Here is a 20,510-nt window from a genome sequence, read left to right as displayed (position 1 = left end):
ATGTCAGGTTATTCACTTAAAATCTTAATATGTCATGAAAGTATATCAGACGAATGAAATTAAGAACATTGCCCTCCTTGGCAATGATGGCTCGGGTAAAACCACTCTCACGGAAGCGCTGCTCTTTGAGAGTGGTATTATAAAACGTCGCGGCAGAATTACTGCCAAGAATACGGTCAGCGATTACTTCCCGGTGGAACAGGAATACGGTTATTCTGTGTTTTCCACCGTTTTCCATGTGGAATGGAACGGTAAGAAACTGAACATCATCGACTGTCCGGGTAGTGATGATTTTGTGGGGGCAGCCATGACAGCTCTCAATGTGACAGATACCGCCATCTTGTTGCTCAACGGGCAATATGGTCCGGAAGTAGGCACTCAAAACCATTTCCGCTATACGGAAAAACTGGGAAAACCGGTCATCTTCCTGGTGAACCAGCTTGATAACGAAAAGTGCGACTATGACATGGTGCTGGAACAGCTAAAGAGCATCTATGGTTCTAAAGTCGTTCCCGTACAATACCCCTTGTCCACCGGTCCTAATTTCAATTCGCTGATAGACGTGCTCTTGATGAAAAAATATTCGTGGGGCCCCGAAGGAGGAGCTCCTACCATTGAAGACATTCCGGCAGAAGAGATGGAAAAAGCCACTGAAATGCATAAAGCTTTGGTAGAGGCTGCCGCCGAGCACGATGAAGGCTTAATGGAGAAGTTCTTTGAGCAAGAATCCTTGACGGAAGACGAAATGCGCGAAGGCATACGCAAAGGTTTGGCCTCACGCGGCATGTTCCCCGTGTTCTGTGTGTGCGCAGGAAAAGACATGGGCGTGCGCCGTTTGATGGAATTCTTGGGGAATGTAGTACCTTTTGTTGACGAAATGCCACCGGTGCACAATACTCGCGGTGAGGTGGTGAAACCTGTTCCGGAAGGACCGACCTCTTTATATTTCTTTAAGACGGCCGTTGAACCCCACATTGGAGATGTTCAGTACTTCAAGGTGATGAGCGGTAAGGTGCACGAAGGTGACGACTTGACGAACGCTGACCGTGGTTCCAAAGAACGCATCGCACAAATCTATGCATGCGCCGGCGCCAACCGCATCAAAGTGGAGGAGATGGTGGCAGGCGACATAGGTTGTACTGTAAAATTAAAAGATGTGCATACCGGGAATACACTGAACGGTAAAGGTTCTGAAAATCGTTTCAATTTCATCAAATATCCAAACTCCAAGTATTCACGTGCCATCAAACCGGTGAACGAAGCGGATACGGAAAAGATGATGGCCATCTTGAACCGTATGCACGAAGAAGACCCCACTTGGGTTATCGACCAGTCAAAAGAATTGCGCCAGACCATCGTTCACGGACAAGGCGAATTCCATCTGCGTACACTGAAGTGGCGACTGGAAAACAACGAAAAGCTGCAAATCAAGTTCGAAGAACCCAGAATACCGTATCGTGAAACCATTACAAAAGCTGCACGGGCCGACTATCGCCATAAGAAACAGTCGGGCGGTGCTGGGCAGTTCGGCGAAGTTCATCTTATTGTAGAACCCTACTATGAAGGAATGCCGATGCCGGATACCTATAAATTCGGCGGACAGGAGTTCAAGATGAACGTGAAAGGAACAGAAGAAGTGCCGTTGGAATGGGGCGGTAAATTGGTATTTGTCAACAGCATTGTGGGCGGATCTATCGATGCTCGTTTCATGCCGGCCATTCTGAAAGGAATCATGTCGCGCATGGAACAAGGCCCGTTGACCGGTTCTTATGCCCGCGACGTACGCGTCATCGTTTATGACGGCAAGATGCACCCGGTTGATTCGAACGAAATCTCCTTCATGCTGGCAGGACGTAACGCTTTCAGCGAAGCGTTTAAAAATGCCGGCCCGAAAATCCTGGAACCCATTTATGACGTGGAAGTGTTTGTCCCGTCGGACAAGATGGGCGACGTGATGGGCGACTTGCAAGGACGCCGTGCCATGATCATGGGTATGAGCAGTGAGGCCGGTTACGAGAAACTGAGCGCCAAAGTGCCCCTGAAAGAAATGTCTTCTTATTCTACCGCTCTCAGTTCATTGACCGGCGGACGGGCTTCGTTCATCATGAAGTTCGCCAGCTATGAACTTGTTCCGAGTGATGTGCAGGATAAGTTGATTAAGGAATTTGAGGCCAAGCAAACAGAAGAATGATTTTCGGTGGTTGGTAGTTTGACTGTTGTAACTACTGGCTGCTAATATAATAATTGTTAAAGCCGTTGTTACTTTATGGTAAGTAATGACGGTTTTTTCATTAATGTAGATTAAGAACAAGAAGAATTGTGAATTGAATGATTAATTTTTTATTAAATTTGCAAACTAAAGGCCTCTGTTTTTGTTATAATGCTCATAATACAACCTAAAAAATGGTCTTCGGTTAATTTACGAGAACGTCCGGTTAAATCAGGTTAATTGGTTAGGAATGTTAATTAGGGAGTGTTAATTTTGTGACTATGAAAAAGTCAACTATATGGATATTAGGTATCGTTATGGGGCTTTCTTTCCTCAGCTTGCTGTATCTGCAGATAAGCTATATCGAGGAAATGGTGAAGATGCGTAACGGACAATTTGAGGAATCAGTGAAGCGTGCATTGATGGCGGCTTCAAAAGGTGTGGAGTCCGCGGAGGTTGACCGTTGGTTAAGGGAAGATATCTCCGAGGCGGAAAAGAAAGCGTGGGAACGGTCACAAAGCAGTGGTGGAGTGATGCGTACCCAAAGGTTTGTAATGACGGCTCCGGATGGAAGTGTCCGTTCTTCGGTAGAATTGAAAACTTTCAGTAATGAGCCGTCTGAATTGCCGAGGGCAATGATTTCACGCAAACATGGGGCAAAAACAATTCCTCAGACTTCACGTTCACAGATAGAGATGCTTAAAAACCGTTATCTTTATCAACGTGCATTGGTGGATGAGGTGGTGTTGCAAATGGTATATAATGCGAGTGACAAACCGATTGAAGAGCGTGTTAATTTTAAAAGTCTGGACCAGTATCTTAAATCAGGTCTGATAGATAATGGGCTGGGTGATTTGGATTACCACTTCAAGGTAATAAATCGGGAAGGCAGGGAGGTTTATCGTTGTGCAGACTATAGTGATGTGGGGAGTGAAAGCTCTTATTCACAGCCATTGTTCCTTAATGACCCGCCTGCTCGTATGAGTATCGTTAAGATACATTTTCCGGGCAAGAAGGATTATATTTTCGATTCAGTCAGGTTTATGATACCGTCGATGATATTTACCTTTGTTCTGTTGGTGACATTTATCTTCACGATTTATATCGTGTTCCGCCAAAAGAAGCTGACGGAAATGAAGAATGATTTTATCAACAATATGACGCATGAGTTCAAAACGCCGATTTCGACGATTTCGTTGGCGGCGCAGATGTTGAAAGATCCGGCTGTGGGCAAGTCTCCGACTATGTTCCAGCATATATCGGGTGTCATCAATGATGAAACCAAGCGTTTGAGATTTCAGGTGGAAAAAGTGCTTCAGATGTCGATGTTCGATCGTCAAAAGGCTACTTTGAAAATGAAGGAACTGGATGCCAATGAACTGATAACGGGTGTTATCAATACATTTACGTTGAAAGTGGAGCGATACAATGGAAAGATTGAATCGGAACTCAATGCTACGGATCCTGTAATCTTTGCCGATGAGATGCATATCACCAATGTGATTTTCAATCTTATGGACAATGCAGTGAAGTATAAACGTCCGGATGCGGATCTCCGGTTAGTGGTGCGGACTTGGAATGAGCCGGGTAAACTGATGATTTCCATTCAAGACAACGGCATCGGCATCAAAAAAGAGAATCTGAAAAAGATATTCGAGAAGTTCTATCGCGTGCATACAGGTAATCTGCACGACGTGAAAGGTTTCGGGTTGGGATTGGCTTATGTGAAGAAGATTATTTTAGACCATAAGGGCACCATCCGGGCAGAAAGCGAACTGAACGTAGGAACCAAATTTATTATAGCATTACCTTCATTAAAAAATTAATTGATATGGACGAAAAACTGCACATTTTGCTGTGCGAAGATGACGAGAATCTTGGCATGCTTTTGAGAGAATATTTACAGGCGAAGGGTTATGCCGCCGAGTTATATCCGGACGGAGAAGCAGGATACAAAGCTTTCCTGAAGAACAAATACGACTTATGTGTATTCGATGTGATGATGCCGAAGAAAGACGGTTTCACGTTGGCACAAGAAGTCCGTGCCTCCAATGCCGAAATCCCCATCATCTTCCTCACGGCAAAGACATTGAAGGAAGATATTCTGGAAGGCTTTAAGATTGGTGCGGATGATTATATCACCAAACCTTTCAGCATGGAAGAACTGACATTCAGAATAGAAGCCATCCTGAGACGCGTTCGCGGAAAGAAGAACAAAGAGAGCAATATCTATAAGATTGGAAAATTCACGTTTGACACTCAGAAACAGATTCTGGCTACTCCTGAAAAACAGACCAAACTGACAACCAAAGAGTCGGAACTGCTCGGACTGCTTTGCGCGCATGCAAATGAAATTTTGCAACGCGACTTTGCACTGAAGACGATTTGGATTGACGACAACTATTTCAATGCACGCAGCATGGACGTATACATCACCAAACTGCGCAAACATTTGAAAGAAGACGAATCCATCGAAATCATCAACATTCACGGCAAAGGATATAAACTGATCACTCCGGAAGTTGAAGGCTGATAAAATCACCTTTCCAGGATAACAAGAATAAAAAAGGCGGTTTGCGCATATGCGCAACCGCCTTTTTTATTCTTGCTTTTTTTTCGATGTCAATCGGCCAGCCTCTTGTTGATGGCAATGTAGGAAACCAAGCCAACGACGACTAAAACAACGGAAATGCCCAAGATGGCGTTGTTGTTTACATTTCCCGTAAAGGAACATGCCATTAAGATCAGTGCCCCTATCAAGACCAATATCAATCCCAAATTTTTTAATAAGCCTTTCATGCGTATGTATTTTAATTGATTATTATATTCTTTCGTATTCTTGTCACAAAGAAAAGCATAATTCTTTAACAAGCGAAATTATTTCTGCAAAAAAACCATATTTTAATAAAGAAAGGAAAATGACGGCTGAAAAAACGACATCCACCACCATCTTCATACCACCGACTTGACACTAACGGTAACCGCCAATCATTTAACTTCAGTCTTTGGTATTGAAGAAAATTTTCCTCAGCACTTCCTGACTCACTCTAAGATCCTCCACTCCAATACCTTGCAAAGCTTCTTTAAGGGTCTGATTGGCAATGACACGAGCACGCTCCTCAAGTTCCTTGCCATCTTTGGTCAAATGAATAAGATTAGTACGCCGGTCTTTTTTATCCGATATACGCACAACAAGATGCTGCCGCTCCATATTGTCAATGAGACGCGTCATACTGGGTTTGTCCTTAAAGGTCGCATTGCACAACTCCTGCTGAGTGACCCCGTCTTTTTCCCACAAAAAGAGAAGTACGGTCCATTGTTCCGGAGTGATTTCCAGACCATCCTGCCGAAAGTTGCGAGACAGCTTACGATTGATGGCTGCCGACACCTTGCCGTTCAGAATGGCAAAAATAAGCCGGATGTCGAAGTTAAATTGCTCTATCATGAAATTATTGTTTAAACAACTTTGCAAAGATAATGTAAGCAGCAGAGAAAACAAAATAAGTCCGCTTATTTTTGCAGTTCAAAATAAAATACCTACCTTTGCACCCGCATAAAACAAATAATTTATTTTTTAATTAAATGAGTATGAATCAATACGAAACCGTTTTCATTTTAACTCCCGTTTTGTCTGATGTTCAGATGAAGGAAGCGGTAGAGAAATTCAAAGGCATCCTTACAGACGAAGGCGCCGAGATTGTAAATGAAGAAAACTGGGGACTGAAAAAGCTGGCATACCCCATCCAGAAGAAGTCAACCGGTTTCTATCAGCTGATTGAATTCAAGGCAGAACCTACTGTCATTGAGAAACTGGAAGTTAACTTCCGCCGTGACGAGCGCGTGATTCGTTTCTTGACTTTCAAGCAAGACAAATACGCCGCTGAATATGCTGCGAAAAGAAGAAGTGTTAAATCAACTAAAAAGGAGGATTAATCATGGCACAACAAGTTCAATCAGAAATAAGATATTTAACTCCGCCCTCAGTAGACGTTAAGAAGAAGAAGTATTGCCGTTTCAAGAAAAGCGGTATCAAGTACATTGATTATAAAGACCCTGAATTCTTGAAGAAATTCTTGAATGAGCAAGGCAAGATTCTTCCACGCCGCATCACCGGTACTTCACTGAAGTTCCAGCGCCGTGTAGCTCAAGCTGTGAAAAGGGCACGCCACTTGGCATTGCTGCCTTATGTAACTGACATGATGAAATAATTAGGAGGAGGAAAGTATGGAAATTATATTGAAAGAAGACATCGTAAACTTGGGTTATAAGAACGATATCGTAACCGTAAAATCCGGTTATGGTCGTAACTACCTCATCCCTACCGGCAAGGCTGTCATTGCTTCCCCGGCAGCAAAGAAAATGTTGGCGGAAGAGTTAAAGCAACGTGCCCACAAGTTGGAGAAAATCAAAAAGGATGCCGAAGAATTGGCCGCTAAGCTGGAAGGCGTTTCTTTGAAGATTGCTACCAAGGTAAGCTCCACAGGAACCATCTTTGGCTCTGTAGGCAATATTCAGATTGCTGAAGAGCTGGCTAAATTAGGTCACAACATTGATCGCAAGATCATCATTATCAAAGAGACCGTGAAAGAAATTGGCAACTATAAGGCTGTTGTCAAACTGCACAAGGAAGTTTCCGTAGAAGTTCCTTTCGAGGTGGTCGCTGAAGAGGCATAAATAATCATGATGTGTGTGTAAAAGTCCGGCTTCTCTTATTGAGAAGCCGGACTTTTACTTTTTTGAGGCGTGAGTGAGAAGTAATCATATTCAACATACTGTTTCTTTGCCCTTATCTGAAAATCAACATGATACGTTTTACTAAAAACTCGCCGGATTTTTAGTAATTTTCCCTTGGATTTTAGTAAAAATACGATGAGTTTTTCATGAAAACAGAATCGACGTTTTGCATGGAGTCATTTTTTGTGTACGAAGTTCTTTGTACGCAAACGTAAACAAGGTCACTTTTGGGGGTACAGCTTCTCTGCGATGCACGTAAAAGGGCACAAAAAAAGTCTGGTGTGCGTATGCACGTCAGACTTTCAATTCTCTCAGGTTGCGCTGATTATTCAGCTACAACTGCTGCGCTATCTACGGCTACAGTATCAGCGGCTGCTGCGGCTGCTTCGGCTGCGGCTGCTTCTACAGCTGCGATTGAGTCAGCGATACGGATTGAATCAGCTGCTGCTTGTTCTGCGTTAGCTGCTTTGTTACCACAAGATGCGAAAGATACTGCTACGATAGCTGCTGCCATCAAAACTAATTTTTTCATTTTCTTTGCTTTTTAAAAACGTAATACAATCATTTGCTTTATTAAAACGGTGCAAAGTTATGTACTTTTTGAATACGTTGTTCTCGAAACCTCAACTTTTTTTATATATTTTTTCGAGACAAGCCTAAAAAATAGATTACCAACATGTTATACAACATGTTATTCTTCTGCAATAGTATTATATAAATACCTTTTGATGCTTCTCTTAGGCGTTTTCTCAAATTCCGTGGGATAGAGCTGAATCTGGCTGACTTTCTCATAAGCAGCTACGCTGTTATTCAGATTCTTAAGGTTCTCGTCCATGATGGTCTTAAGGTGCTCCGGCTGATTCAGCCCCAATGAATCCAAAGCTTCATAGTCGGCATAAACCAATGCCACCAGTTTCTTATTCCGCTCAATGACAAGACTTTCAAGTACAAAAGGCAGATTATTAAGACGAGCCTCTATTTCTTCGGGAAAGATATTCTGCCCGCTGGAAGAGAGAATCATCGTTTTGCTGCGTCCGCGAATATACAAATTGTTGTTGTCGTCCAACGTGCCCAAGTCGCCGGTACGCAACCATCCGTCCTCAGTAAAGACCTCCTTGGTGGCCTCCGGATTCTTATAATAGCCCACCATGACATTTTCACCGCGCACCTGAATTTCACCCAGCTTATCATCCGGGTTCTCTTTATGGATACGAGCCTCCATGATATCAAGCACTCGCCCGGAAGAAGTGGGTACAAACTCATTCCACGGGGCATAACTGATAAGAGGAGCGCATTCGGTCATACCATAACCGATGGTGAATGGGAACTTGATACGGTGAAAGAACTCCTCCACTTCCGGATTCATGGCCGCACCTCCTATAATCACCTCCTTGAACCGCCCGCCCAGCGCGTCAATCAGTTTTTTTCGTATTTGCCCGTATATCTGTCCGTCGAGCAAAGGAATATTGAGCGCCCACTTCATGGACTTTTTGCTGATGATGGGCTGAATGACATTCTTATAGATCTTTTCGATGACAAGAGGAACAGTGATAATCAAGTTAGGTTTTACCTCCTCAAATGCCTTCATCAAGATTTTGGGAGAAGGCACTTTTCCCAACAGGGTGACATGAGTACCGACAGCCGTGGCGGTGAGAAAATCGAAAGCGCAGCCGTAAGCATGCGCCAAAGGCAGGAAAGAAAGCACCTTATCTCCTTTTGCCAGCAATCCGGTACGTATGCCGAAAGTAACATTACCTGCCAGATTATTACCCGTGAGCATTACTCCCTTGCTGAATCCGGTGGTGCCCGAAGTATAGTTCAGCAACATGACCTTGTCGTTTGAAAGCTCCGTATATACCACATCTTCTTTTCGGAAACCCGCCGGGTAAGCAACTGACATTTCATCGTTCAGATGCTTTAGGAAACGCTGGATGGTTTCCCCGTCACGTTGATACAAACAACGAAAATCAGTCAGTGAGAACACACCGCGCAATCCCGTGAGCGAATCTTCTTCCAGATGTTCCCAAATGCTGTCGCTGGTGAAAAGGAACACCGACTCCGAATGGTTCACGATATGGTGTACGTCGTTAGGATTGAAATCCTGCAAGATAGGAACCACGATGCCTCCATAAGTGATGGTAGCCATATAGGCAATGCACCAGCGGGCATTGTTCTTACCGATGACGGCAATTTTGTCGCCACGACGCAAACGGCAATGCTTGAAGAGCAAATGCAACTTGGCTATCTCTTGAGCCACCTCGCCATAAGTATAGCTTTCATCCTCTCCATAATCCGTATAGCAGGGAAGATCCCAATTCTCACGAAAACTATGCTCATATAGTTTGATAAAATTTTCCTGTATCATTGCACATTCTTTTGTTGAATGCGCAAAAATAGGAAAAATAGATTAATTATACATATCTTTGCACTCGAAAAGTGTTATATGTTCATGATAGATACCAATATATTCCAAGATAAGACAGCGGTTTACTATACGCTGGGATGCAAACTGAACTTCTCGGAAACCTCCACCATCGGCAAGATGCTGAGAGAAGCAGGCGTACGCACGGCACGCAAAGGGGAGAAAGCGGATATCTGTGTGGTAAACACTTGTTCGGTGACGGAAGTGGCAGACAAGAAATGCCGCCAGGCCATTCACAAATTAGTGAAACAGCATCCGGGAGCCTTTGTTGTAGTGACCGGCTGCTATGCCCAGCTGAAACCGGAGACGGTGGCTGATATAGAAGGAGTGGACGTTGTGCTTGGTGCCGAACAAAAAAAAGACCTGCTCCATTATTTGGGCAACCTGCAAAAGCACGAAACCGGCGAGGCATACACTTCTGCCCTGAAGGACATCCGTTCCTTTGCCCCATCGTGCTCGCGCGGCGACCGTACCCGTTTTTTTCTGAAAGTGCAGGATGGATGCGACTATTACTGTTCCTATTGCACCATTCCTTTCGCCCGCGGGCGAAGCCGCAACGGTTCCATAGCCTCTATGGTGGAGCAAGCCCGACAAGCGGCAGCCGAAGGTGGAAAGGAAATCGTACTGACGGGTGTCAACATCGGAGATTTCGGTAAGAGCACCGGAGAGAACTTCTTTGATCTTGTGAAAGCCTTGGATGCAGTAGAAGGCATTGAGCGTTACCGCATTTCTTCCATCGAGCCTAACCTTCTGACAGATGAGATCATCGAATACGTGTCACGCTCGCAACGGTTCATGCCCCATTTCCACATCCCCCTGCAATCGGGCTGTGATGAAGTGCTGAAAATGATGCGCCGCCGTTACGACACCGCATTGTTTGCCTCGAAGATAAAGAAGATAAAAGAGAGAATGCCCGACGCTTTCATCGGGGTAGATATAATAGTCGGCACCCGTGGAGAAACCGAAGCGTTTTTCGAGCAAGCCTACCGGTTCATTGAAGAAACGGATATGACCCAACTACATGTGTTCAGCTATTCGGAAAGACCGGGAACGCAGGCCTTACATATCGACCACGTGGTGACGCCCGAAGAAAAGCACGCCCGAAGCCAACGTCTCCTGACCCTGTCGGACGAGAAGACAAGGGCTTTCTACGCGCGCTTCATCGGACAGAGAATGCCCGTATTGCCGGAACGCCCCAAACCGGGATTGCCCATGCATGGTTTCACACCCAACTACATCCGTGTAGAGATGCCATACGATGTCTCGATCGACAATCAGATAGTGCCGGTGCTTTTGGGAGATTTCAATGAAGATGGCACTGCTCTGCAAGGAACCGTTTTAAGCGACCGAGAAATATGAGATCAAAAATGCTCTATTGGCTGACCTACGCCGGCATGTGGCTTGTGGCACTGCTTCCTTTCCGAATGCTTTATATACTGTCCGACGGGATGTACTTTCTGATACGCCACGTGGTGCATTATCGCAAGAAGGTGGTTCGCCGCAACCTCAGCCGCTCTTTTCCGGAGAAGTCACAGCGGGAGTTGCGTGAAATAGAGCGTTGCTTCTACCATTACCTCTGCGACTACATGTTAGAGGAGGTAAAGATGTTCCGCATGTCTTTTGATGACCTTCGGCAAAGAATGATCTACGAAAAGACGGACCTCTTTCTTGAGATGATAGAAAAACACGGCGGCATCGTCGTCATGATTCCCCACTATGCCAATTTTGAATGGCTGACCGGCATGGCTGCTGTCATGAAACCGGGCGATATCACCGGACAGATCTATAAGCCGTTACGCAACAAACATATGGATGAGATGTTCAAACTGATCCGTTCCCGCTTCGGAGGTTACAACATCCCCAAGCATTCCACCGTAAGAGAAATCATCAAACTCCGCCGCGAAAACAAGCGCATGGCACTGGGGCTGATAACCGACCAGTCGCCCAACCGCAATGAAGCCAACTACTGGACAACGTTTCTTCATCAGAATACCGTATTCATGGATGGTGCCGAACGAATAGCCAAAATGATGGGATTCCCGGTCTTTTATGCCGAGTTGCAAAAGACCGGACGAGGACACTGCAAGGTTTCCTTCGACTTGATTACCGAGACTCCGAAAAAAATGGCCGATGGCGAAATCACCGAATGCTTTGTCCGTCGCTTGGAGCAGACCATCCGCCGCGAACCGGCTTATTGGTTTTGGTCGCACAAACGTTGGAAACTGAAACATGAAACGACAGCACACCATGGATAAAACAGCAATTGTCATATTAAACTGGAACGGATGCGAGATGCTACGTTCTTTTCTACCTTCCGTTCTGCGCTTCTCTCAAGCGGACGACACCGCCGTATATGTAGCCGACAACGGTTCTACCGATGCCTCGGTAGAGATGCTTCGCCGTGAATTCCCCTCCGTCCGCCAGATTCTGCTGAAAGAGAATCATGGCTTTGCCGATGGATACAATCTCGCCCTGAAGCAGGTCTCGGCAGAATACGTGGTTCTGCTCAATTCGGATGTAGAAGTCACCGAACAGTGGCTCCTCCCGCTTGTTTCATACATGGACGTTCATCCTGAAGTGGCCGCTTGCCAACCCAAAATACGCAGTTGGCGACAGAAAGATAAATTTGAGTATGCCGGTGCAGCCGGAGGATTTATCGACCGCTACGGCTATCCTTACTGCCGGGGGCGCATCATGGGAGTGATAGAGACCGACAATGCTCAATACGACACGGTTCTGCCCATCTTTTGGGCTACGGGTGCCGCCCTATTCATCCGGCTTGTAGATTATTGGCAAGCAGGAGGTTTGGATGGCCGCTTCTTTGCTCACATGGAAGAGATAGATTTATGTTGGCGCCTTCGCTCACGGGGGAGGCAGCTGGTGTGCGTGCCTCGGAGTGTGGTCTTCCATGTGGGTGGCGCCACTTTGAAGAAAGAGAACCCGCACAAAACATTTCTCAATTTCCGTAACAATCTCATCATGTTATATAAAAATCTGCCCCACGAAGAGTTGCACTCCGTGATGCGCACACGTGCAGTGCTCGATTATGCGGCGGCATTAAGTTTTCTCCTGAAAGGACAGATACCCAACGCATTGGCTGTGATCCGCGCACGTCGCTCCTATGCCTCCCTGCGCCGGTCGTTCACAGCCTCCCGCGAAGAGAACATGGCAAAAACCATCCTTCCGGCCATACCCGAACGAAAAGCAATCAGCATCTTGGCACAGTTTTATGTATACGGAAAGAAGCACTTCTCTCAATTATAAAGTAAAAAATTATAGCCAAATGTATTTCTTTGCACCCAAAGGTTTCCTCTTTGAATCTTGGGCCTTTGATATAGGAGTTTTAAAAGCACCCATCCGCAACGCCCGTTCATAGGCATTGCAGATGGTGAAAAATGCTTAATCGTAAGTTTCAGCAGACAGCAATACTTTTGTATGCTTCTATCATTTCACCCCGAACTTACCTTTGATAGTAATCGAGTCTTGATCCCTGAAGTAGAGCACACCGTCTATTTCGCCTTCAATGATACGAGGCCAGCCCTCTTCATCATATTCCACAGACGTGATATCCACTTTCACGGGTTTGTCGGGACGAGGAGTGAGACAGTACATTTGATCGGAGTTATAAGCTATCACCCAATCATAATCATATGTTTCAAAATTGACTGGTGGGTGATTTGCAATATACCGCGTTCCCACTTTCGGATTCATAAGCATGAAAGCTACCGCCAAGTCGTACTCTTTCCCCGGTTCACCCAGCTTACAGATACCTATACGACTCCCCTTTACACGCGGGTAGCTCCCCACAATATATTCTTTGCAATTCATCTTATTTATACGATCTTCCCAGCCTTCATTTTCAAAGGAAACAACTTTCCCATTGATAGTTCCTTCGAAATATCCCCATGTAGCAAGATCTTTTGGGTTGATTTCTTCGTCCTTGTGACACGAAGAGAAAACGAGAATACCAAAGAATAAGCATGCAAGAATGGTTGAAATATTCTTCATATCCATTATTATTTATTGTAAGTAAGATAATTTATAGCTATTGTTCCAACTGATATGCAAAAATACACATTTATCAATATCTATAAATATCTCTTGGCAATAAAGTTGCTTCTACCGTACCGTTAAATACGCTATATAGATCGTATAATCCATTACGTTCACCCCTGATGACAGGGTCATAATAGAAGAAAGAAAGCGTACCCAACTTATCAGAACCCACTGTGGTGCTGATTTCCGCTTCCGAAGTGTTAGTGGTTGTTGTTGAAATGCCATAGCCTAATTTAGCTGCAAGCTTCACCCCGGAAATCTCTGTTCCTGCATCCAAGGAGAAGTCCATCTTACTGGAAAACTCATTCAAAACGACTCTTTTCTCTTTTAATATTTGGTCATCATCACGTTCTTCTACAAATATATGTATTGCCAATGACTTGCTATATAAATCCCAAGGTAGCGTGAACACATAGCTATCGCCATAAGAACTAGCCCTAGGGTAATACCATTTAGACCTCAAATTCTTCGAATCCACGGAGTAAGTGTTCTTAGAACGCCTGAAAGCTGTGCTGTTCCGATGATGAACATGCACTTTCTCTATGGAAAACAGATCTTTGGCAGAAACAGAGAATGGGAGTATATGCTCCATAGCCTGACCATTTACATCAGAGCTAACATACGTTTTAAAGTAAAGCTCAAATTTTCCGTCATTCCATACCCTCTTTATTATTTCTTGGTTGGTCAGAAATCTTTTTCTCTCCGAAGTAGTCTCTAATTTAGGGTCTTTATTTTCTTGGTCTGCAATTCTGCTGAACGCCTCCGGCTGAACCCTGAACCGAAACAGTTCTTCTCTGATGGCTCTATTCAAATTGCCGGGTTTGTTTTCTTTGGTAATGCCATAATAAATATAATCCCTTTGATAGGCCTGAGTCATACCTTTAAATTCTTCCCATGCTTGTACAATATCCGCTCTAAAGATGCTTGGGCTGACTCCCTTAGACAAATCTTCCGTTTTTTCCAATGGCACATCTCTCTCCCAATGCCGTGTCACCGGCCTTTCCGTCCGCTTGCTGCCATCGAACGCATCGCTTGCAAACTCGTAGGTTGCTTCTCCCGATCGGGTATTTACACTTTTCACCCTCATACGTTCATTATTCTTGACCACCAAGCAAGGAAATCCGGGAATTTCCCCTTTCTCCATTTGGCCTATGTTCTCTCCATTCTCATACATGGTGTCACTCTCGTCATCCCGGCACATCACCACTATTTCGGCATCGTTCACATCCCACTTCTCTGCATTGAAGTCCCAGAAAAGTGTTAAATCCGGAATCAAGATATTCAGCAATAATTGCGATTGTTCGATTTCTGCCAGTTCTTTCGGGTCTGTGGTGTAAGAAAGCAGAATGTCCCTGAAGCTTCTACCATCGGCAACAATCTTGTTCTTCACAAGCGGATAAAACACATCATAATCGTTGTCGAACTGCTTCGTTGCTTCTTTTTGCAAGAACCGGCGCACCTCTATACTACCTGAAGCCGCCTGCGACAATAATTTGGCAAATCTGACTTGCGCTTCGGCTGTAGTCAACTCCGATGTTTGAGACGCCACACTCTCATCGGCAGGACGAAGACCTTCCTCCTGCGTACATGCAAACATAAAGAACATGCTTGCAAAAATAAAAATCATCTTTTTCATTTTTACTTCAATAATAATTAAGATAAACGTTTTTGATTGATTATATACTCTATTCCAACACGATTTCTCCCACTATATCCACTGCTGGTGAAGATATCTCTATCATATAAGGATAGGCTTTGGGAGTATGGATATAAAAAACTTTCCCACCAAAACCGGATGTTTGAGGTTCGTAAACTACAGTATTCCCATCTTTATCCGTAATAGTGATGTCTGCATCAGATAAAGGAAACCTTAACATGATTTGCAAACAAGTTTCATCACCACTTACATCTATGATATAATTGATGGGAGAACGAGTGACAGCACGTACTTCCTCCAAATGTTTATTAACACGTGGTTTTCGTTTTTGCAGGTTTACTACCGCATTCATCGGTGCCACAATCAGTACCGCTAAAAGAAAAATAAATGTCTTTGCCTTCATTGCTGTTTTTATTAATTGGTTTCGGAGGCAAAATTAAAAGAAGGAATTGGGATAACAGCCAAAATCAAATCACACTTAAATATCGCAACACACTGATTTACAAAAGACTCACTTTCTCAACAATCACAATATCGTATTTTCAGTTCTGCATTTTCTCTTTTATGCGATATTTTCTTTGAGCCAGTGCATGTGTATCTATATTCCCAAAGCAGAGGGATATGACTTGAGAGGAAAATCCCATTTTATCCAAGCACAGATACAACAAGTCTTCTTTGGTCAACTTGCCATACAGACTCTTTTGCTCCGCTATGTAATCGGCATAAATATCGAAGATGGTTTCCGTCAGTTTTTCCAGTTCATCGCTCGATAAAACGCTCAGTTCTTTCTTATCCGAGACTTTTTGTTCAGAGAGCTTCATTATCTTCTTATATATGGCACTTTGCTTGAACAGCCAGTTGCATAAGTCTATTTTTTCGCCTTGCAGCTTTATGATGCGCGCTTCGCGCTCTTCTATCTCTTTTTGGTTCTGTTCCTTTTCCTGCATCAAACCACTTTGTTCATGCTGCAACAGCGTAATGATGTGCTGACTCTCTTCAATGGAGTTTTGCAGGATGGAAAGTTCCTTCCGGGTTTGTACCAACCTTTCCTCATAAACACGCTGCATCCTTTTCCTTTTATTGATGCGTGCGCGAAAAAAGAGTACGATAAGCAAGCAAACAAGAACAAAGCCTGTGATCATATTCCTCAATAGATTCCCGCTTCTTTCTTTTTCGGCATGTATCTTGGTTTGTATGTCATATTTATGAATAAGCTTTTGTATTTCAGAGGAACGGTCGGAGGCATATAAAGAGTCTATCAACGAGACATGCTCTTGCAGATAGGCTATGGCAGTCTTATAGTCTCCCTGCCCTTCTTTGATGTTGGATAAGTCTAATAATGCAGCGGCCCTTCTTCTGATGTTTGTACTTTCTTCCAAACTCTTATTGATGTAGTATATGGCAGAATCCGTTCTTTCTTTATTCCAAAAGATTCTTCCTACATGAGCGTAATAATGACTCTGCATTTTACCGCCAAAATACCACTGTAAAGCTATCTGTGCATAATGCAACGCAGTATCCGGTAAATCTCTCCAATAATAATCTATGCTTAGGTTGTGTGCCGACATGGCAATAGTGGCGGAATCTTTCGCCATTCGGGCATATTTCAAGGCTTCATGCTTAAACACGAGTGAAGAATCGTCTTTCTCTATGGCAGAATAGTAAGATGCAAGGCTGTTCAGCGCTATCGCTTTATCTTTGTATGCCGTACAATATTTATATAGCTCCCGATAGGTATTGCCGGCTCTTTCATATAGATTCGCATTATAGTATTCATTGCCCAACGAACTAAGCAGATGTCTATGGGTTTCTGCTTCTTCGGGAAATTTGGCAATGACCTTCAGCCCTTTCAGGAAGAATTCGACGGCTCTTTCACTTTGATCCATCTCTACTTCCAATCTTCCTTTGTAGAGCAAAGCAAGTGCACATTCCTTTTCATCGTTGTCATAATAGCCCAAAGCAATGTCCAGCAGCGAGTCACAAGGAAAAAGCGGTTTCTCGCATTTGTCTGTGGCCTGCGCCAACAACAATGCATAGCACGCACTCTCGCTCCGGGATAGTTCTTGCGATGCAGGCAGTACTTGCAGCAGTCGCAGCGCACTGTCCGGTTGCGTATTCAGTAGTGAATCGGCCTGTGCGAAGATTTTTTTCACTTGTTGCCTATCGGACGAGCAGGCGCAACAAACAAACAAGCACAAAAGCAGCGCCGGATATATTCTGTTTATCATCATCTGTGCATGCGTATAGGATGTAAGGTATAAAAGTTATAGAGGGCGTTGAAGGGTCAGTTCTATACCTGCCGCTTCAATATCCGCCCCCATGGGCGGATTGCGCTTGGCAAGTTTCAAGTGGATTTCTTCTATCAACGGGAAGTCGCGAAACAGGCGGTCGGTAATTCGTCCGCAGACGTGCTCTAACAGTCGGGAAGATATTGCCATTTCCGCTTTCACGGCTTCGTACACGTCGGCGTAGCTGACGGTATCGGCCACATCGTCCGTGTGCATGACACGCGTAAAGTCCACTTTCAGCCGCAAGTTCACGGTGAACTCATTGCCCGAAATGGTTTCCTGTTCGCCCACTCCGTGATGGGCAAAGAAACGAAGATTATCGAGAAAGATATAACCGGACATAACTAAGGATAGTTGCTTTGTCGCAAACTTACGGATATTTCACGGGATGGACAAATATTTATTATTTGAATCTACCCGTCTGCCCAATCAGCCCTCTGACCTTTTCATTCAGGCTCTCGGCTTTCATCAGCTGTTCCAGCGTCAGATGCATGCGCCAACGCCAGTAATGCCTCGGGTTGGCAGGTACGTTGATGCGTTCTTCGTCCACATTGGGGTTGCGCCATTTCCCGTCCATCGACATCCAGTCCTGCAAAGAAAGGATGCACAAAATGGAGTTGCTCTCAAGGTGCTTGCGTATCACCTCTTCGCAAAGCTCAGGCGTGGCCGCGGAAGGAGCACTGCCATAGTGTCCGAGCATGGAGTTATAGTATCGTTGCGTCTGCGGATAATCTTCTTCCCACCAGCCGCGCAGAGTTGACATATCGTGCGTGGAGACGGTGCAGACCGAACGGTAAGGATACCAATCGGGATGCCCGAACTCCTGCGTCGGGTCTTTCGGCATACGCTGTATCTCTAAGGAGAGAATGCGCAGTTCGTTCATCACCCACGCCACACAGCCGGGAATCATGCCCAGGTCTTCGCCACACACCAGCATGCGGGTAGATTGTGTCAACTGCGGCAGCTTCTTCATGGCCTGCTGTCCCCAGAATTCATTGTGCCGATGATAATAATACCCGTCGTACAAACGATTGAAAGCCTCTTTCTCCCAATCGTTCAGGGCCCGATAGACGTAATCGTGCTGCACGGCGATGCGGGGATGGTATTTATACGGGTCTGTACGGTCGGGGACAAACAGCACATTACTGATAAGGGCGTATAGACCATCACGAATCCAAATACTGTCAGCATCCGTTTTCCCGACAAAATAAGCTTCTACTTTACGTTGGGTATCGAACTCCGGACGCATGCGGTAAACTTCCCAAACATCCGTAGGTTCGATAAATGTCTGTTTCACGTAGCCGGTGTGGGGACCGAACATCTGTTCAAGAAAATACTCGTGGATATAGGGCTTCAGGAAGAGGTCTTCACGGAAACTCAACCCATAGCTTTCTATCTCCTCGCGCGTCATGCCCAAGGCAGGGACAAACTGCCCCAACAGACCGTGCACGGCATGCATCGGTATCTCCCAGATGCGGAAGAAGCCAAGAATATGGTCTATGCGATAAGCATCGAAGTATTCCGCCATTTTACTGAAACGTTTCATCCACCACGCATAGCCATCTTTCTCCATGACATCCCAGTTGTAGGTAGGAAATCCCCAGTTCTGTCCGTTCACCGAGAAGTCGTCGGGAGGCGCACCGGCCTGGCCGTTCAGGTTGAAGTAATGAGGTTCCGTCCACGCCTCCACACTGTTGCGGCTGATGCCGATGGGGATATCGCCCTTCAGCACCACACCATTGGCCCGCGCATGTTCGGTGGCGGCAAGCAGTTGCAGGTGCAGATTAAACTGGATATAGTAATAGATAGCGATGTGCGGATAGTCGGCAGCTTCAGGCCGGCACAAGGTCTCTATTTCCGCGGCATCATAGACGCTATAACGAGGCCACTCGCGGAAGTTGGGAGTTTTATAAGCATCGCGCAGATAGCTGAAGACAGCATACGGACGCAGCCATTCCTTATTGGCTTCATAAAAGTTGCGGAAGGCATCCGAAACCAGTACTTTTTCACCCTCCTGCTTGAATATGAGACGGAAATAGTCCCATTTCACTTTATTTACCGCCTCGTAGTCTATAGTGGACAAGGCATTCAGCTCCTTCCGACGCTTGTCGAATTCGGCCATCCGCTCTTTATCCTTCAACCTGCCCAGTTGTTTCAAATCGGCGTACATGGGATGGAAAGCATAGATGGAGATGCTGTTATAAGGATAAGAATCCGTCCAGGTATGCGTCATGGTGGTATCGTTGATGGGCAGAATCTGTACGACTTTCTGCCGAGTGGCTACCGCCCAATCTATCATGCGCCTCAAGTCGCCGAAATCACCTACCCCAAAGCTCTTTTCCGAACGGAGAGAGAAAACGGGCACAGCCACCCCCGAACCTTTCCAGGCGGGAAGATTGAAATATACGTAACGATCGCCGACGACCAATGTCTCATTGCTTGCCAGCTGCAGATTGGCCATATAGCGGTTAGGATTCTCCTCCCAAGCCACTGCACGGCCTTCTTTCTTATTGTATAAAACGAACTTATACTCCAACGGAAAGCTGATTTTATCGGCATCCAACTCTATTTGCCATTCGGGAAAGTCAAGGTCGCTCATAAGAACCGCCTTGCCAGGATTCCAATCGCCCAATGTCTTTTGGTTTCCGCAAAGCGCCAGACAGTGATCGCTATCTATGCAAGGAGCATAAGCCTTTATCAACAAGCCTTTCTTATAAGCGCGAGGAGCGGCACTGCGGTCATGGTGCGCCAATAAAGATTCGGTGAATGCCGAAGTGTAGAAATACTGTTGTTCCGGCAGATTTTTCCAACCATCTTCCATACGGTAAGTTTTCTTCGGATTGTCCGCCACATGCAAGATACGCGGCAGGCTGTTCCATTCGGAACGCACCGGTTTGCCGTCCTTGTAGATATGGTAGCCGTACCTGATTGTTTTATCTTCCGGAACCCGGATGTCGAGTTCCGCCGTCCAACAGATACCGTCCACCGTATGCAGAGAGAATGCCTCATCGAACCGATTGTCACCTAATTCAGGGATAGAGCCCAGGACTCTGACTTCTTCTCCCCAGCTGGTACGATACTCAATATTAAATGATAGTGTCATATTATATTAGATTTAGAAACAGCAGTAGCTGCAATGATTAT

The 20,510-nt window shown here is 45.2% G+C and carries 19 protein-coding genes; 9 read left to right on the top strand and 10 right to left on the bottom strand.

Going from position 1 to position 20,510, the window contains the following annotated elements; translation table 11 throughout:
- Positions 1-34 precede the first annotated feature (34 nt).
- The 3 genes from C4H11_RS11605 to rprY all read left to right on the top strand — a co-directional run bounded on the left by C4H11_RS11605 (position 35) and on the right by rprY (position 4,742).
- On the top strand, positions 35-2,191 hold the full coding sequence (locus C4H11_RS11605; protein ID WP_106042210.1) for an elongation factor G: 2,157 nt from the start codon (positions 35-37) through the stop codon (positions 2,189-2,191).
- Positions 2,192-2,490: 299 nt separating this feature from the next.
- Positions 2,491-4,035 (top strand): sensor histidine kinase, encoded by a 1,545-nt coding sequence (locus C4H11_RS11600; RefSeq protein WP_106042208.1) that lies wholly within the window; start codon positions 2,491-2,493, stop codon positions 4,033-4,035.
- A 5-nt stretch (positions 4,036-4,040) separates the two neighbouring features.
- The gene (gene rprY, locus C4H11_RS11595; protein ID WP_106042206.1) at positions 4,041-4,742 is read left to right on the top strand and encodes a response regulator transcription factor RprY; all 702 of its coding nucleotides are present in this window, start codon (positions 4,041-4,043) and stop codon (positions 4,740-4,742) included.
- Between the two features lie 89 nt (positions 4,743-4,831).
- Here the strand turns inward: rprY and C4H11_RS14230 are convergent, their stop codons facing one another.
- Complete coding sequence (locus tag C4H11_RS14230) at positions 4,832-5,008, bottom strand: hypothetical protein (protein ID WP_164996542.1); 177 nt, start codon at positions 5,006-5,008, stop codon at positions 4,832-4,834.
- Positions 5,009-5,207: 199 nt separating this feature from the next.
- On the bottom strand, positions 5,208-5,654 hold the full coding sequence (locus tag C4H11_RS11585) for a MarR family winged helix-turn-helix transcriptional regulator (protein ID WP_106042202.1): 447 nt from the start codon (positions 5,652-5,654) through the stop codon (positions 5,208-5,210).
- Positions 5,655-5,797: 143 nt separating this feature from the next.
- Here C4H11_RS11585 and rpsF point away from each other — a divergent pair, with 143 nt between their 5' ends.
- The 3 genes from rpsF to rplI are packed head-to-tail and all read left to right on the top strand — an operon-like array spanning position 5,798 to position 6,883.
- Positions 5,798-6,142, top strand: coding sequence for a 30S ribosomal protein S6 (gene rpsF, locus C4H11_RS11580; RefSeq protein WP_106042200.1), 345 nt, complete (start codon positions 5,798-5,800; stop codon positions 6,140-6,142).
- 2 nt (positions 6,143-6,144) lie between these two features.
- Positions 6,145-6,417, top strand: a complete 273-nt coding sequence (gene rpsR / locus C4H11_RS11575) for a 30S ribosomal protein S18 (RefSeq protein ID WP_004288442.1) — start codon at positions 6,145-6,147, stop codon at positions 6,415-6,417.
- A gap of 16 nt (positions 6,418-6,433) precedes the next feature.
- A complete protein-coding gene (gene rplI / locus C4H11_RS11570; protein WP_106042198.1) occupies positions 6,434-6,883 on the top strand; it encodes a 50S ribosomal protein L9 in 450 nt (149 codons plus the stop codon).
- 385 nt (positions 6,884-7,268) lie between these two features.
- Here the strand turns inward: rplI and C4H11_RS11565 are convergent, their stop codons facing one another.
- Both C4H11_RS11565 and C4H11_RS11560 read right to left on the bottom strand, forming a co-directional pair.
- Complete coding sequence (locus tag C4H11_RS11565) at positions 7,269-7,475, bottom strand: hypothetical protein (protein ID WP_106042196.1); 207 nt, start codon at positions 7,473-7,475, stop codon at positions 7,269-7,271.
- A gap of 159 nt (positions 7,476-7,634) precedes the next feature.
- Entirely contained in the window at positions 7,635-9,308 is a 1,674-nt protein-coding gene (locus tag C4H11_RS11560) for a long-chain fatty acid--CoA ligase (RefSeq protein ID WP_106042194.1), read from the bottom strand.
- 84 nt (positions 9,309-9,392) lie between these two features.
- Here C4H11_RS11560 and mtaB point away from each other — a divergent pair, with 84 nt between their 5' ends.
- From mtaB to C4H11_RS11545, 3 genes are read left to right on the top strand one after another with little or no spacing between them, the layout of a single operon-like run.
- Positions 9,393-10,724, top strand: a complete 1,332-nt coding sequence (gene mtaB, locus C4H11_RS11555) for a tRNA (N(6)-L-threonylcarbamoyladenosine(37)-C(2))-methylthiotransferase MtaB (RefSeq protein WP_106043382.1) — start codon at positions 9,393-9,395, stop codon at positions 10,722-10,724.
- A complete protein-coding gene (locus tag C4H11_RS11550) occupies positions 10,721-11,620 on the top strand; it encodes a lysophospholipid acyltransferase family protein (protein WP_106042192.1) in 900 nt (299 codons plus the stop codon). Before mtaB ends, C4H11_RS11550 begins: the two co-directional genes overlap by 4 nt.
- Positions 11,613-12,629: a glycosyltransferase family 2 protein gene (locus C4H11_RS11545; RefSeq protein WP_106042190.1), complete on the top strand. Its 1,017-nt coding sequence runs from the start codon at positions 11,613-11,615 to the stop codon at positions 12,627-12,629. Before C4H11_RS11550 ends, C4H11_RS11545 begins: the two co-directional genes overlap by 8 nt.
- A 180-nt stretch (positions 12,630-12,809) precedes the next feature.
- Here the strand turns inward: C4H11_RS11545 and C4H11_RS11540 are convergent, their stop codons facing one another.
- The 6 genes from C4H11_RS11540 to C4H11_RS11515 all read right to left on the bottom strand — a co-directional run bounded on the left by C4H11_RS11540 (position 12,810) and on the right by C4H11_RS11515 (position 20,469).
- Positions 12,810-13,373, bottom strand: coding sequence for a DUF5025 domain-containing protein (locus C4H11_RS11540; protein ID WP_164996541.1), 564 nt, complete (start codon positions 13,371-13,373; stop codon positions 12,810-12,812).
- 73 nt (positions 13,374-13,446) lie between these two features.
- Positions 13,447-15,048, bottom strand: a complete 1,602-nt coding sequence (locus C4H11_RS11535; protein WP_234819825.1) for a hypothetical protein — start codon at positions 15,046-15,048, stop codon at positions 13,447-13,449.
- A 58-nt stretch (positions 15,049-15,106) separates the two neighbouring features.
- A complete protein-coding gene (locus C4H11_RS11530) occupies positions 15,107-15,481 on the bottom strand; it encodes a DUF3244 domain-containing protein (protein WP_106042184.1) in 375 nt (124 codons plus the stop codon).
- A gap of 139 nt (positions 15,482-15,620) precedes the next feature.
- Positions 15,621-17,231, bottom strand: coding sequence for a tetratricopeptide repeat protein (locus C4H11_RS11525; RefSeq protein ID WP_234819824.1), 1,611 nt, complete (start codon positions 17,229-17,231; stop codon positions 15,621-15,623).
- A gap of 111 nt (positions 17,232-17,342) precedes the next feature.
- Positions 17,343-17,708, bottom strand: a complete 366-nt coding sequence (gene folB, locus C4H11_RS11520) for a dihydroneopterin aldolase (RefSeq protein ID WP_106042182.1) — start codon at positions 17,706-17,708, stop codon at positions 17,343-17,345.
- A gap of 61 nt (positions 17,709-17,769) precedes the next feature.
- Positions 17,770-20,469, bottom strand: a complete 2,700-nt coding sequence (locus tag C4H11_RS11515) for a 4-alpha-glucanotransferase (protein WP_106042180.1) — start codon at positions 20,467-20,469, stop codon at positions 17,770-17,772.
- Positions 20,470-20,510 lie beyond the last annotated feature (41 nt).

Origin of the sequence: Bacteroides zoogleoformans (genome assembly GCF_002998435.1) — a bacterium.
GTDB lineage: Bacteria > Bacteroidota > Bacteroidia > Bacteroidales > Bacteroidaceae > Bacteroides > Bacteroides zoogleoformans.
This window is presented reverse-complemented; position numbering and strand designations above follow the sequence as displayed.